This window comes from Streptomyces aculeolatus, assembly GCF_020400605.1.
In the GTDB taxonomy this organism is placed as follows: Bacteria; Actinomycetota; Actinomycetes; order Streptomycetales; family Streptomycetaceae; genus Streptomyces; species Streptomyces aculeolatus.
Genome location: NZ_JAINRD010000015.1, coordinates 75227 through 90179 on the forward strand (window position 1 = coordinate 75227; position 14953 = coordinate 90179).

General features: G+C 71.2%; 11 protein-coding genes. 6 read left to right on the plus strand and 5 right to left on the minus strand.

Annotated elements, in window-relative coordinates; translation table 11 throughout:
- Positions 1-86 precede the first annotated feature (86 nt).
- On the minus strand, positions 87-671 hold the full coding sequence (locus LG396_RS23610) for a YbjN domain-containing protein (protein ID WP_018839950.1): 585 nt from the start codon (positions 669-671) through the stop codon (positions 87-89).
- A 90-nt stretch (positions 672-761) separates the two neighbouring features.
- Complete coding sequence (gene clpB / locus LG396_RS23615) at positions 762-3392, minus strand: ATP-dependent chaperone ClpB (protein ID WP_037750363.1); 2631 nt, start codon at positions 3390-3392, stop codon at positions 762-764.
- Positions 3393-4260: 868 nt separating this feature from the next.
- Between clpB and LG396_RS23620 the strand changes: the two genes are divergently transcribed.
- From LG396_RS23620 to LG396_RS23640, 5 genes are all read left to right on the plus strand, one after another.
- On the plus strand, positions 4261-5262 hold the full coding sequence (locus LG396_RS23620; protein ID WP_225796273.1) for a hypothetical protein: 1002 nt from the start codon (positions 4261-4263) through the stop codon (positions 5260-5262).
- A 30-nt stretch (positions 5263-5292) separates the two neighbouring features.
- A complete protein-coding gene (locus LG396_RS23625) occupies positions 5293-6267 on the plus strand; it encodes a LuxR C-terminal-related transcriptional regulator (protein WP_225796274.1) in 975 nt (324 codons plus the stop codon).
- Between the two features lie 7 nt (positions 6268-6274).
- Positions 6275-7240 carry a helix-turn-helix transcriptional regulator gene (locus LG396_RS23630; RefSeq protein ID WP_225796275.1) on the plus strand — a complete coding sequence of 322 codons (966 nt, stop codon included), beginning with the start codon at positions 6275-6277 and terminating at the stop codon, positions 7238-7240.
- A gap of 126 nt (positions 7241-7366) precedes the next feature.
- On the plus strand, positions 7367-8332 hold the full coding sequence (locus LG396_RS23635; protein WP_225796276.1) for a helix-turn-helix transcriptional regulator: 966 nt from the start codon (positions 7367-7369) through the stop codon (positions 8330-8332).
- Between the two features lie 3 nt (positions 8333-8335).
- Positions 8336-9286 (plus strand): helix-turn-helix transcriptional regulator, encoded by a 951-nt coding sequence (locus LG396_RS23640; RefSeq protein ID WP_225796277.1) that lies wholly within the window; start codon positions 8336-8338, stop codon positions 9284-9286.
- A gap of 169 nt (positions 9287-9455) precedes the next feature.
- On the opposite strand, the gene LG396_RS23645 is transcribed toward LG396_RS23640, so the two are convergent.
- Positions 9456-9773, minus strand: coding sequence for a helix-turn-helix domain-containing protein (locus tag LG396_RS23645; RefSeq protein WP_225796278.1), 318 nt, complete (start codon positions 9771-9773; stop codon positions 9456-9458).
- A gap of 220 nt (positions 9774-9993) precedes the next feature.
- On the opposite strand from LG396_RS23645, the gene LG396_RS23650 reads away from it, so the two are divergent.
- A complete protein-coding gene (locus tag LG396_RS23650; RefSeq protein WP_225796279.1) occupies positions 9994-13251 on the plus strand; it encodes an NACHT domain-containing protein in 3258 nt (1085 codons plus the stop codon).
- Here the strand turns inward: LG396_RS23650 and LG396_RS23655 are convergent.
- Positions 13248-13715: a heat shock protein transcriptional repressor HspR gene (locus LG396_RS23655; RefSeq protein ID WP_018840499.1), complete on the minus strand. Its 468-nt coding sequence runs from the start codon at positions 13713-13715 to the stop codon at positions 13248-13250. The two genes, LG396_RS23650 and LG396_RS23655, sit on opposite strands and share 4 nt — an antisense overlap.
- Positions 13716-13720: 5 nt before the next feature.
- Positions 13721-14917, minus strand: coding sequence for a molecular chaperone DnaJ (dnaJ, locus tag LG396_RS23660; protein ID WP_225796280.1), 1197 nt, complete (start codon positions 14915-14917; stop codon positions 13721-13723).
- Between the last annotated feature and the right edge of the window lie 36 nt (positions 14918-14953).

Consider the following 14953-nt stretch of genomic DNA (forward strand, 5'->3'; position numbering starts at 1 on the left):
GCCCACGGCGCCACGGCATCACCCGCATCACCGCACCCGGGGCCGCCCGTTCGCCGGCGGCCCCGCGGTGCCGCCCGGCGGCGCCGTCAGCTCTCCTTCGGCCCGTCGCCCCCGGCGCCGCCGTCCGGGCCGTCCTCGCCCTCGCCGTCCTCCGGCTGGTCGCTGTCCAGCTCCTGCTGCAGACCCAGCGTCTCCACCAGCCACTTGTCGAACTCGATCGACGCCCGCACCCAGCTCACGGTGCTCGACACGAAGTGCTCCAGCGCCACGCCCGTGCCGATCAGCATCTGGGCCTCGCCGATCAGCCGGACGGAGCCGTCGTCGTGCGTGTGCGTGTAGACCTTCGGCCACAGCGTGCGGCGGTTCCAGTCGTCGATCGCCTCCAGCAGCTCCGGCTTCTGGTCCAGGGTGTGCTGCCGGTCGTAGAAGGTGCGCACCGAGTAGAGCTGCTGGTCTCCCTCGCCGCGGAACATGAAGTACGTGCGGAACTGCTCCCACGGCGCCGCGAGGTCTCCCTCGTCGTCGACGACGTACTTCAGCTCCATCTGCTCCAGGAGCTGCTTGACCAGATCCTGGTCGGGCACGATGGGCCCCTGCGGGCCACCACCGCCGCCGCGGGATTCGGGCTGCTGGCCCCCGAAGTTCGGAATCGAGGACGGGTCGATGCTCACGTGGGGTTTCCCTTCGAACGGTTCCCGCCCATCCTCCCCCACCGGGGGCCCGTGCCCGCAACCCGGCGGCGACACCCTGTGGACAACTCGCTACGGCGGCGGAACGCCACCCGCCCACGGCGCCGAGCCGACCAGCAACCGGTCGCCGAACACCTCCACCCGCACCGTGTCCCCGTCCCGCACCTCGCCCGCCAGGATCTCCTTCGCGAGCTGGTCCCCGATCGCCGTCTGCACCAGCCGCCGCAGCGGCCGCGCCCCGTAGCTGAGGTCCGGCTCCGGCTCGTCCTCCGGGACGCCGAGGCGCGCGAGCCAGGCGAGTGCCGCGTCGCTGACCTCCAGCGTGAGCCGGCGCTCGGCGAGCCGTTCCTGCAGATGGGCGAGCTGGATGGCGGCGATGCGCTTGAGCTGGTCGCCGCCGAGGGCGTGGAAGACGACGAGGTCGTCGAGCCGGTTGAGGAACTCGGGGCGGAAGACCTTGCGCACCGTCTCCAGCACCCCTTCCCGCTTCTGCTCCTCCTTGATCATCGGGTCGACGAGGAAGGTGGAGCCGAGGTTGGAGGTGAGGATGAGGATGGTGTTGCGGAAGTCGACGGTACGGCCCTGACCGTCCGTCAGCCGCCCGTCGTCCAGCACCTGGAGCAGGATGTCGAAGACCTCGTTGTGCGCCTTCTCCATCTCGTCCAGCAGGATCACCGAGTACGGGCGCCGCCGTACGGCCTCCGTGAGCTGGCCGCCCTCCTCGTACCCGACGTAGCCCGGGGGCGCGCCGACCAGGCGGGAGACGGAGTGCTTCTCGCCGTACTCGCTCATGTCGATGCGGACCATCGCCCGCTCGTCGTCGAAGAGGAAGTCGGCCAGCGCCTTGGCCAGCTCGGTCTTGCCGACGCCGGTGGGGCCGAGGAAGAGGAACGAGCCCGTCGGCCGGTTGGGGTCGGAGATGCCGGCGCGGGTGCGGCGTACGGCGTCGGAGACGGCCCGTACGGCCTCGTCCTGCCCGATGAGGCGCCTGCCCAGCTCCTCCTCCATGCGCAGCAGCTTCTGCGTCTCGCCTTCGAGCAGCCGGCCCGCGGGGATGCCGGTCCAGGAGGAGATGACGTCGGCGATGTCGTCGGAGCCGACCTCCTCCTTGACCATCGTGTCCCGCTTGACCTCCTCCTCGGCGGCGGACGCCTCCTCCAGCTCGCGTTCGAGGGCGGGCAGTTCGCCGTAGAGGAGCTTGGACGCGGTGTCGAGGTCGTTGTCGCGCCGGGCGCGCTCGGCGGCGCCGCGCAGCTCGTCGAGCCGCTCCTTCAGCTCGCCGACGCGGTTGAGGCCCTGCTTCTCCTTCTCCCAGCGGGCGGTGAGGCCGCGCAGCTCCTCCTCCTTGTCGGCGAGGTCGCGCTGGAGCCGCTCCAGGCGCTCGCGGGAGGCGGGGTCGGACTCGTTCTTGAGCGCCAGCTCCTCCATGCGGAGGCGGTCGACGGCGCGCTGCAGCTCGTCGATCTCGGTGGGCGAGGAGTCGATCTCCATCCGGAGCCGGGAGGCGGCCTCGTCGACGAGGTCGATGGCCTTGTCGGGGAGGAAGCGGGAGGTGATGTAGCGGTCGGAGAGGGTGGCCGCGGCCACGAGCGCGGAGTCGGCGATGGCGACCTTGTGGTGCGCCTCGTAGCGCCCCTTGAGGCCGCGGAGGATGGCGATGGTGTCCTCGACGGTGGGCTCGGCGACGAGCACCTGCTGGAAGCGGCGCTCCAGGGCGGCGTCCTTCTCGATCCGCTCGCGGTACTCGTCGAGGGTCGTCGCGCCGACCATGCGCAGCTCGCCGCGGGCGAGCATGGGCTTGAGCATGTTGCCGGCGTCCATGGCGGACTCGCCGCCCGCGCCGGCACCGACGACGGTGTGCAGCTCGTCGATGAAGGTGATGACCTCTCCGTCGCTCTCCCGGATCTCGGCGAGCACGGTCTTGAGCCGCTCCTCGAACTCGCCCCGGTACTTCGCCCCGGCGACCATGGCCCCGAGGTCGAGCGCGACGAGCCGCTTGTTCTTCAGGCTCTCCGGTACGTCGCCCTTCACGATCCGCTGCGCGAGCCCCTCGACGACGGCGGTCTTGCCAACGCCGGGCTCGCCGATGAGGACGGGGTTGTTCTTCGTACGCCGCGAGAGCACCTGCACGACGCGGCGGATCTCCTGGTCGCGCCCGATGACCGGGTCGAGCTTGCCGTCGCGGGCGGCGGCGGTGAGGTCGGTGCCGAACTTGCCGAGGGCCTGGTACGTGCCCTCGGGGTTCTTCGTGGTCACGCGCCGGTCGCCGCGGATCTTCTCGAACGCCTGCACAAGCGCCCGGGCGCTCGCCCCCTGCTTCTTCAGCAGCTCCTTGGCCGGCCCGCCCTCGGCGGCGACCCCGATGAGCAGATGCTCGGTCGACACGTACTGGTCGCCGAGCTTCTTCGCCCGCGCGGCGGCATCGGCGACGACGGCCAGCAGCTCCCGGTTCGCCTGCGGCGGCGACACGGTGGCCCCCTGCACGCTGGGCAGCCCGCCGAGCAGCGCCTCGGCCCCGGACCGCACGGCGGCCTGGTCGGCGTCGACGGCGGCCAGCAGATCCTGGAGGTTCTCGTTGTCCGCCACTTCGAGCAGCGCGAGCAGCAGGTGTGCGGGGGTGATGTCGGGGTGCCCGCCGGACACCGCGCGGCTGTTGGCGCCGGCGATCGCTTCCTGGCTCTTGTTGGTCAGCTCCGCGTCCACTGCTGTGTGCTCCTCCTTGCCGGGGTGCCGGTCGTGGGTACGCCCCGGCCCGCACCCGGCGTGCCTGAGGCTCCGTAAGCTAAGTTGAGTCTACTCCACTCAACCTCAACTCAGCACCGACCGACGGCACCCACGACACGACCGCACCCCCAAGCATGCGCGTCCGCGCACGCAAAAGCGGTGCCATCGCGGGGTTGCGTCCGCGATGGCACCGCTGGTGTGCCCTCGGGCGATCTGGACACGGGGGATACCGCCCGATCAGGCACAGTGGGGGGTGATGCTCTCGCTATCAGGCACGCCGTCGGCTGCTACGGGCACGTGATCCTCTTCGCCAAGATTGACGAAGATCACGCCGCAGCGCACCACGCAGCGTACATAACGCCCTGACCTCCGGCGGAAGGCCCGGACGCTCCCGCCCCGGTCGCGAAGGATGGTGATCGGCTCACCCAGCAGGGCTACCGCCATCCTGTCCCCGGGTCGGGGAACCGCCGTAGCGAGATCGACGGAGAGCCAGTGGTTCTCCATCTTTCGGCGGTCGTCTGAAGTCATCGCCAAACCTGTGTCTACGTTGTCTGCTTCCCTGCACCTCGTTCAGGTTCAATTCCAGATGGGGTCTTGCTGCGGCGCCAGCGTCGCCGCGGATGTTTCACTTCCCAGCTCGCCGACGTCTTGCCCGGCCTGAGAGTTGGCCGCCAGACCGATCGAGACTGCTGCAGTCAGCGCGACAACCCAACCAACCAACCGCCTCATGGGAGTCCCGGCCTTCCTTGTTTCGCTTCCCTGAGAAGAAGGTGCCGCACGTGGGAGCCGTTAACCACCTCCGCATTGCATCATGTTCCTGAATCACAGCTTCCTGTGGGACGGATAAATGGGTGTTAATGATGGCGAACCAGACCACTCGCATGGATACGCGGACCTGTGCGAGGAGGGTTCGGAGCTCTACACCCGAGCGCTCCGAGCCGGCTCCGTCGCCCGGTCAGAGGGGGAAGCCGCACCGTGCCTGATCGGCTTGGGGCTGCTCCACCCGGACCCCGACGATCCGCAGTGGCTTCGTCCGACCCCACCGTCCGCGGTGCTGGCGCGACTTGAGCACCCCATCGAACGGGAGATCCTGGAACGCAGGAAGCTGACCCTCGCCCTGGCCGGCGCCTTCGAACCGTTTCTCGCCATCAGTGAAGAGCACCCCACGGTCAGCCGCGCCATCACGGAGCTGGACGGCGTCGATCACATCGATGCAACCATCGGCCGCGCCACGGAAGCGTGCGAGAAGGAACTCCTGACCGTACAGCCCGGAGGGCAACGCTCCGCGGAACTGCTGAACCGCGCGGTGGACCGGGTACGTCCGCTCATCGACCGCGGCGTCCAGATAAGAAGCCTCTACCAGCACACCGCCCGGCACAGCTACGGCCTGCTCGCCTACCAGGAACGGGTCGGCTCCGACCGCATGGAGCTGCGAACCCTGGAGGAACTGGTCGACCGGCTGATCATCATCGACCGGAAGGTCGCCTTCATCCCCGCGCAACGCGACCTGCCGGTGAACTCCAACCGCCAAGCCGCCCTGGAGGTGCGCCATCCGGGCCTCGTCGCCTACCTCATCGGCCTCTTCCAGCACCTTTGGCTGCACGCCACCCCCCTTGAGGAGGATCTGCACTACGACCCCGCAGAGCCGGACGGCATCACCGGGGTCCAGCGCAGCATCGCCAAGCTGCTCATCGAGGGCCACGTGGACGAGGTCATCGCCGACCGGCTGGGGATGAACGTCCGTACCTGCCGTGGTCACATCGCCAAACTCGCCACCGTGCTCGGCAGCAACGGGCGGGCCCAACTCGGTTACCTCATTGCCCGCTCCGGCATGCTCGACCGATCCTGACCACGGATGCCCGCCCGGGAGAGTACAGAGATGTCCAGCAGGCACGATCACGTCCACGGGCCCGACGAACGGTGCCAGGCAGCCCAGGACGTGTACGCAGACGCCCTCAGCGCGGGCCGTATCGCCCGGTCGGCGGTGCACTCCGTGCCCTGCCTCACCGGGCTCGCGCTGCTGCAACCCGACCCCGACGACCGGCAATGGCTGCTGCCCGTCCCAGCGTCCGACGCCATGACGCAGCTCATGCTCACTCACGAACAGGAGATCCGGGAGAAGCAGCAGCAGGCGGCGGACCTGGCCGAGTCCTTCGGGCGATTCATCGAGGTCAGTGCGGAAGCAGCTTCGGTATCGTCTCCCATCACCGTCCTCGAAGGCCTCGGCACCATCAACACCGCCCTGGATCTGGCCGTCAGCGAGTGCTTCGACGAACTGCTCACCATCCAGCCCGAGGCGTCCTCGCGCGGCGCCCGTGCTCTCGGCGAGGCCCTGAGACGCGTACGGCCGCTGGTCGAGCGCGGCGTCCGGATGCGGAGCATGTACCAGCACACCGCGCGCGAGGCCCCGATGACCCTGGCATACCTCCGGTTCGTCGGCCCGCAGCGCGTGGAGGTCAGAACTCTCGAAGAGATCGTCGAACGAATGATCATCGTCGACCGCAAGGTGGCCTTCGTACCTGCCCGGCCAGACCGCCAGGTCGCCCTGGAAGTCCGGCACCCGGGGGCGGTCGCCTATCTCGTCGGCGCCTTCGAGCAGTTCTGGCAGTTGGCGACGCCCTTGGACGAGGCGGCGTACATGGAAGCCACGAGTGAAGGCATCACCGGTGTGGAACGCAGCATCGCCCGGCTCCTGGTCGAGGGCCACCTCGACCAGAACATCGCCCGCCGCCTCGGCATAAACGTCCGCACCTGCCGCATCCACATCGCCAAGCTCGCTTCCACACTGGGCAGCAACAGCCGCGCCCAACTGGGTTATCTCATCGCCCGCTCCGGCATCCTTGAGGAGACTTGAGGGCACCATGGCCCACCCCCACCACACCACCGGCCTCTGCACCCAAGGCAGGAAACTGTACGCTTCGGCCCTGCGCTCCGGCCGTATCTCACACGAGGCGACGGCGACCACGCCCTGCCTCTTCGACCTGAACCTCTTACGCCCCGATCCCGACAACACCGACTGGCTGGTGCCGACGCCTCCGACACGGGCGCTCGTCGGGCTCGTCGAGCCCCTGGACCGGGAACTGAATGAATACCGGCTCTTCGTGACCGCGCTCGCCGACACGGTCGAGCGGATGACGACGCTCGACCAGGAGGACCCGGCCACGGCGGCGTTCACCGTCTGGACGGGAAAGGAACGGATCGACACCGCGCTCGTGCGAGCCCTGGAGGAGTGCACAGAGCAGTTCCTCGCCATCCAGCCGGCCAGTGGACGGACCAACTGGAACCCCGCGACGATGCGCACCACCACCCAGCGTGTACGGCGGATGAGCGAGCGCGGCGTCTCCCAGCGGACCTTGTACAACCACACCTACCGGCATCACCCGGCTCAGCTCGCCTACCTGGACGAGCTGAGCGACACTGGTCTGGAAGTGCGCACCCTGGAGGAGATGCCCGAGCGGCTGCTCATCGTGGACCGGCGAGTCGCCTTCATCCCGGCTCAGCCCGACCTCGAGGTGGCGATGGAGATCCGCCACCCGGGTCTGGTCTGGTTCCTGCGTGCCCTCTTCGAGCACTTCTGGGAACTCGCCGTCCCTTGGGAGCACCGGCTCCCCGAGCACGACACCGCGGAAGGCATCACCGGCGTGCAGCGCAGCATCGCCCGGCTCCTCGTGGAGGGCCACCTCGACGAGGCCATCGCCCGCCGCCTCGGCATGAACGTACGCACCTGCCGCGCCCACATCGCCAGGCTCGGCACCGCCCTCGGCAGCGACAGCCGCACCCAGCTCGGCTACGTGCTCGCGCGCTCCGGCATCCTCGACGAGCCGTGACGGATGGCCTGCGCCATGGCCCGGAACCCCCACGTGTCACAACACCGCCGCCTGCGGTGTCACATCCCGAAAGACCGCGGACGCCCGCCGACCGCTCTCGGGGTACACCCAAGGAGACCAGGCAGTATGGACCACCCCCACCCTGAAACCGCCCTCTGCGGTGTCGGCAGAAAGCTGTACGCCTCCGCGTTGCGCACCGGGCTGCTCTCCCACGAGGCCACGGGTTCCGCACCGTGCCTGATCGACACGGGCCTCCTGCGCCGCGACCCCGGCGACCCGCACTGGCTCGTCCCCGCGCCGCCGTCCGAGGCCGCCGCCGACCTCGTCCGCCCGCTGGAGCGGGAGCTGTCCGAGTACCGCCGGTTCGCCACCGCCCTCGCGGGCACGCTCGAACAGCTCACCACGCTTCCGCCGGACGGGACGGCGCCGGCCCTGCTCACCGTGTGGAAGGGCAAGGAGCAGATCGAAGCCGCGCTGCTGCGCGCTCTCGGCGAGGGCACCGAGGAGTTCCTCGCGATCCAGCCCGCGAGCGGCCGGACCAACAGGACCGCCGAGAAGATCCGCGCAACCGCGGAACGGGTCCGGGAACTGCACGAACGCGGTGTCGTCCAGCGCACGCTGTACAACCACACCTACCGGCACCACCCCACGACGCTCTCCTACCTCGACGCCCTCAAGGACACCGGCCTCGAAGTGCGCACCATGGAGGAGACCGCGGAGAGGCTCCTCATCATCGACCGCACCGTCGCGTTCGTCCCCACGCAGCCCGACCGCGAGACGGCGCTGGAGATCCGGCACCCCGGCCTGGTCTGGTACCTGGTCGGCGTCTTCGAGCGGTTCTGGCAGTCCGCCGTCCCCTGGGAGCGCCAGGTCCCGTACCAGGACACCCCGGAGGGGATCACCGGGGTGCAGCTCAAGATCGCCCGGCTGCTCGTCGAGGGCCACCTCGACGAGGCCATCGCCCGCCGCCTCGGCATGAACGTACGCACCTGCCGCGCCCACATCGCCAAACTCTGCACCGCGCTCGGCAGCGACAGCCGCACCCAACTCGGCTACCACATCGCCCACTCCGGCATGCTCGAGGAGGTCTGAGGCATGGAGCACGCCCCCCACCCCGCCTCCCGTGTCTGCACCACGGGCCGGAAGCTCTACGCCAAGGCGCTGCAGTCCGGCCGTATCGCGGCGGCGGCGAGCGAGGCGGCACCCTGCGTCGTCGAGTCCGGCCTCCTGCACCGCGACGGCGACTGGCTCGTCCCCGCGCCGCCGTCGGAGGCCATGGGGCAGCTCTTCGAGCTCGTGGCGCAGGAGATCGGCGGCTACCGGGACCTCGCCCTCACCCTCGCCGGCGCCTTCGGACCGCCCGTGGCCCCGGGTGCCGACCCGGGCGGGGGACCCAAGATCACGGTCTGGGAGGGCAAGGAACGGATAGACGCCGAGCTGGTACGGGCCCTCCGGGAGTGCACCACCGAGTTGCTCACCGCCCAGCCCATGGGGAATCGGCCTGCCTGGGTGTACGAAGCCTCGGTCCAGCGCGTACTGCCCCTGGCGGAACGGGGAGTCCGCATCCGCAGCCTGTACAGCCACACCGCCCGGCACACCCCGCAGGCGCTGGACTACCTGGCGCGGGTGGAGCACACGGGCCTGGAGGTCCGCACCCTCGATGAGAACATCGAGCGGGCCATCATCATCGACCGCGAGGTCGCCCTCATCCCCGCGCGGGAGGACAACACGGTGGCCGTCGAGGTCCGCCAGCCGGGCGTGGTCTGGTATCTCGCCGCCACCTTCGACCACTTCTGGCACCTCGCCACGCCCTGGGGCGACGGCGTCGCCAACCGGGTCACCCCGGAGGGGATCACCGGGGTGCAGCTCAAGATCGCCCGGCTGCTCGTCGAGGGCCACCTCGACGAGGCCATCGCCCGCCGCCTCGGCATGAACGTACGCACCTGCCGCGCCCACATCGCCAAACTCTGCACCGCACTCGGCAGCGACAGCCGCACCCAACTCGGCTACCACATCGCCCACTCCGGCATCGTCGACGACCGCTGACCGGCCGGGTACGGCCGCCTGCGGGGGCCGGAGGGGGACGGAGTCGCTGGTGCGTAGAGGCCGGGAAGCGAACGCACCAGCGCTCCGTCCGGGGGGCGCCGCCCGCGTCGCCTGCGTACGACGACGGCAGGTCGCGTCAGCGGCACCCCGGAGGGTACTGGCCCTCACATCATTCACGAACGCGGTGGCCCCGGCCATTGCCCCTTGCGGCACCCCGGTCCCCGCCCGCCACCGCCGGCCCCAGGGCCCGCCGGTTGCGGTCGGCGACCAGGGCGGCCTGGACGCGCGACTCCACGTTCAGCTTGCGGCAGATGTTCGTCAGGTGGGCGCGGACCGTGCGCTCCGCCACCCCCAGTTGCGACGCCAGCCGGCGGTTGGTCGGACCGTCGGCGAGCAGGAGGAGCACCTCGCGTTCCCGATCGGAGAGCAGCGCGAGGCCGACCGGGGGAGCCTGTCGCGCCGTGTTGCCCGAACCGTAAGTCCTCACCGTATGTACTCCCCAGACCACTGAGCCGGACGTGGATCACGTTCGGCGGCTTGCCCCCCGGTCTTCACCAGAACATTGGCCTACCCTCCGTATCAACTCCACCCGAACCCACCCTCATCTTCCTGAATTTCATGATGATGAGGGTGTACATACCGGCATGAAGCAGACCATCGGCGAACACCGCCGGTGACCTGTGGGCGCCGCCTATATCGTCTGGCGCATGGAACCCGCAGCCGTCGGCGTCAAGCTCGCGTCCGCCGCCGTGGCGCCCCTCGTCCGGCGGCTGTTCCGCAGCGAGGGGCCCGGGGCGGGGCTGGCGGAGCGGCCGGTGCGGATGGCGGCGCTGGTGTCGTTCCGCGGCGAGCAGCGGGAGTTGACCGAGGGCGACCTGCGCAAGCTCGCCGACGCGCTCGTACGGCGCGCCCTGCGCGACACCGGCGCCGACACCGGCCGCACCGGCCGCGCCGCCCACGACGCCCCCGTCCCCGCCGACGAGGTCGCGGCCGTCGCCGGCGCCCTCGCCCGCAGCCTCGGCGCCCTCGGCGACCTCGACATCGACGACGTGCAGGCCGTCCAGCTCGGCCCCGAGGCCCTCGCCCGCCGGCTCCGCCACGCCGCTGCCGGGACCGGCGCGCCCGTACGCGAACTCTCCGCCGACGCCGCCTACTTCCACGACGCCCTCCTCGACACCGCCTGCCTGCACATCCTGCACTTCTTCAGCCAGCGCTCCACCTTCGTCGCCCGCACCCTCGTCGAGCAGTCCCGCCGCCAGGCCGACCAGATCGCCCGCCTCGACGAGCTGATCGCCCGCACCCCCCTCCCCGCCGCGCGCGACGCCGCGTTCGAGCGCGAGTACTTCGGGTACGTCGCCAAGAAGCACGGCAAACTCACCATCTACGGCGTCGACCTCGCCGACTCCCCCGCGAAGTGGCCCCTGGACGTGGCGTACCTGCGGCTGGAGGCCTCCGCCTCCCTGGGGATCGGCACATCGCCCGAGTGGCACATCCCTTTCAACGAGCTGACGCTGCCCAAAGACCCCCTCCCCGACCCCGTCCTCCCCGCCGACCAGGCCCTCGCCACCTACGAGCGCGTCCTCCTGCGCGGCGCCGCCGGATCCGGCAAGACCACCCTCGTGCAGTGGCTCGCCCTCTCCGCCACCCGCGCCGCCACCGGCGCCGAGCACACCATGGACTACCTCGCGGGCCGCGTCCCCTTCGTCCTCCCGCTGCGCACCCTCACCCGCCACGGCCAACGCCTGCCCGCCCCCCGCGACTTCCTCTCCGCCACCGGCAGCCCCCTCGCCGGCGTCCAGCCCGACGGCTGGGAGCACCGCGTGCTCACCGCCCGCCGCGGGCTGCTCCTCGTCGACGGCATCGACGAGGTCCCCCGCGCCGAGCGCGACCGCACCCGCCGCTGGCTCTCCGACCTCATCGACGCCTACCCCGGCAACCGCTGGCTCGTCACCTCCCGCCCCTCCGCCGTCGGCGAGGACTGGCTCGCCGCCGAGGGCTTCAGCGAGCTGACCCTCGCCCCCATGCGCCCCGTCGACCTCGCCCGCTTCATCGCCCGCTGGCACGCGGCCGTACGCACCGGCGATCCGGCGGCGGACGACGCGCAGCTCGCCGCGTACGAGGAGCAGCTCACCGCCGCCGTACGGCACACCTCGGACCTCGGCCGGCTGGCCACCAACCCGCTGATGTGCGGCCTCATGTGCGCCCTGAACCGCGCCCGCCGAGGCCACCTCCCGCGCGGGCGCAAGGAGCTGTACGAGGCCGCCCTGTCGATGCTGCTCACGCGCCGCGACCGCGAACGCGACATGGCCGTCCCCGACCTGCGCGAGGAACCCCAGCTCCAGGTGCTCCAGCGCCTCGCGTACTGGCTGATCCGCAACGGCCGCACGGAACTGGACCGGGCCCGCGCCGAGAGCATCGTCGCCGCCGCCCTCCCCGCCGTCCCGGAGGTCGCCGCCCTGGGCGGCGCGAGCGCCGTGCTGGAGCACTTCCGCGACCGCAGCGGCCTCCTCCGCGAACCGGGCCCGGACGCGGTCGACTTCGTCCACCGCACGTTCCAGGACTACCTGGGGGCGCGCGCGGCGGTGGAGGACGGCGACATCGGCGTGCTGGCGGCACACGCGGCGGACGACCAGTGGGAGGACGTCATCCGCATGGCGGTGGCGCAGGGCCGCCCGCGGGAGCGGGAGGAGATCCTGCGGGAACTGCTGGCGGCGGCGGAGACCCGGGAGGGCGTGGAGGGCGTACGCATCCGCCTGCTGGCGGCGGCGTGCCTGGAGCACGCGGCGGAGCTGGCCCCGGAAGTACGGGAGGCGGTGGAGCGGGCGACGGAGGCGCTGATCCCGCCGACGACGACGCTGGAGGCACGGGCGCTGGGCGCGGCGGGGGCGCTGGTACTGGAGCTGCTCCCGGGCCCGGAGGAGGCGGACGACGAGACGGCGACCCTGGTCGCCGTCGCGGGTAGTTACGTGGAGTCGGACCGCGCCATCCCGTTCCTCGCCCGCTACGCCACCCACCCGTCACTGGACGTCCGCCGCCAACTCGTCTGGGCCTGGCAGCGCTTCGACACCGACGACTACGCGGACGAGGTCATCGCCCGCCTCGACCCCGAGTTGCTGTACTTCACCGTCACCTCCGACGCCGAGCTACGCGCTCTGCGCCGGATCGGCGGGCGGCCCTTGCTCGAAGTACGTGGTCCGCTGGATACCGCCGGGTTGCGTGCCGAGCTTTTCGCGATCCGCCTCACCGGCCTCATCGTGCGCGGCCAGCCAGGGCTCAAGGACCTCGGCTTCCTGCGTGGGCAGCGCGAGCTGCGCAGCCTTCGGCTCACCGAGTGCCTCGACCTCCTCGACACCTCCGCCCTGGCCGGGCTGCCACTCAGGTCCCTCGTCCTCGACAAGGTCCCGGGGCTGGCCGCAGGCGTTCCCGCACTGCTCGCCTCACTGCCGCGAGTGGAGCACCTCTCCCTCTCACCGGAACGGTGGCAGCCGCTGGACCTCGATACGCTGCCGGAGCTGCCTCGGCTCAGGACGCTCAACCTGCTGACCGGCCACACCGCCAGCCTGCGGCCCTTGGCCAGGCACCCCAGGCTCGAATACGTCGTCCTGGGCTGGCGACACCAGCCCTCCGCGGACGACTGGCCCGCGCTCGACGCCCTTCCGCAGCTCCGCGGGATGCAGACCCGGCCGACGCTGCTGGAATACGCACCCGCCGACGCCGCCCTGCCCCGCGTCAAGTCCCTCAGCCTGCTCGACGACGCACCTGCCGTCGAAGTCGACCTGACCCGACTCCCCCGGCTCTTTCCGCGGCTCGACCACCTCGTGCTCGATCTGCCGCCGCGCAACCGGCCGTTGGACCTCTCGTCGCTCGCCGGACTCGACACCCTGCGCGAGGTCTCCCTGCGCCCGCACATGAGGGACCTCCACGCCGGGCTCCCGCCCCACGTGGAGGTCACCTTTCTCGACTAGCCCCGCTTCTTCGGCTTCCACACCACCAGCGCGCTCGTCTGCTGCACCTGCTGGTACGGAACCAGGTCCCGCCGGTACGACGCGTGCACCTGCGCCTCCCGCTGCGCCATCGCCGACGCCGCGCCGTCCACCGCGTCCGTCAGCTCGGCCACCTTCGCCTGCAGCGCCGCGACCTGCGTCTCCAGCTCGATGATCCGCTTGATCCCGGCCAGGTTGATGCCCTCGTCCTGGCTCAGCGCCTGCACCTGCCGCAGCAGCGCGATGTCCCGCGCCGAGTACCGCCGGCCGCGCCCGGCCGTGCGGTCCGGGGAGACCAGGCCGAGGCGGTCGTACTGGCGGAGGGTCTGGGGGTGCAGGCCCGAGAGTTCGGCGGCTACGGAGATGACGTAGACCGGCGTCTCCTCGGTCAGCTCGTACGGGTTGCGGCCGCGGGGGGCGCCGCGTCCGCCGTTTCTGCCGTTCATCGTGGTCAAGCTCCCTTCGCGGCCTTGAACAGCTCCGCGCGCGGGTCCTCGCCCGCGGTCGCCTCCCGGTACGACTCCAGCGACTCGCGCGCCGTGCCGTCCGTCTCCTTCGGCACCGCCACCTCGACGGTGACGAGCAGGTCCCCGCGCGTGCCGTCCTTGCGGACGGCGCCCTTGCCGCGGGCGCGCATCGTACGTCCGTTGGGCGTGCCCGGCGGCAGCTTCAGGGTGACGGGCGGGCCGCCGAGCGTGGGCACCTTGATGTCCGCGCCGAGGGCCGCCTCAGGGAACGAGACGGGGACCGTCACCAGCAGGTTGTCGCCCTTGCGGCCGAAGACCGGGTGGCCGTCGACGTGCACGACGACGTACAGGTCGCCGCCGGGGCCGCCGCGTTCACCCGGGCCGCCCTTGCCGCGCAGCCGTATCCGCTGTCCGTCCTGCACGCCCGCGGGGATGCGGACCTGCATCGTGCGGGACGACTTGGCGCGGCCGCTGCCCTTGCAGACGTCGCAGGGGTCCTGGGCGATGAGCCCGCGGCCCTTGCAGTCCACACACGGGTCGGTGAGCGAGAAGCCGCCACCGCCGCCGCGGGAGACCTGGCCGGTGCCCACGCAGGTCGGGCAGACCCGCGGGGAGCCGTTCTTGTCGCCCGTGCCGGCGCACGTCTTGCAGGGGGCCGACGACGACATCCGCAGCGGGACCGTGGCGCCCTCGATGGCCTCCGTGAAGCTGAGCGTGACCTCGGACTCGATGTCCTGGCCGCGGCGCGGCTGCGTACGCCCGCCGCCGCCGCGGTTGAACAGCCCGCCGAAGACATCGCCCAGACCGCCGCCGAAGCCGCCGGTGGTGGTCTGGCCGCCGGCGCCGCCGGGGCCGCCGGGACCGGAGCCGCCGAAGAGGTCGCCGAGGTCGAAGTTGAACGAGCCGTTGCCGCCCGCGCCGGGGCCCGGGCGGAAGCCGCCGTTGCCGAAGAGGGCGCGCGCCTCGTCGTACTCCTTGCGCCGCTGGGGGTCGCCGAGCACGTCGTTGGCCTCGGAGACCTCCTTGAAGCGCTCCTCGGCCGCGGCGTCGCCCTTGTTCGCGTCCGGGTGGAACTGCCGGGCGAGCTTGCGGTACGCCTTCTTGATCTCGGCCTCGGTGGCGTCCTTCGGGACGCCGAGAACCTTGTAGTAGTCCTTCTCGATGAAGTCCTTGGTACTCATTCCCGGCGTCCCTCCTCTCGTCCTCCGGCGGCTACG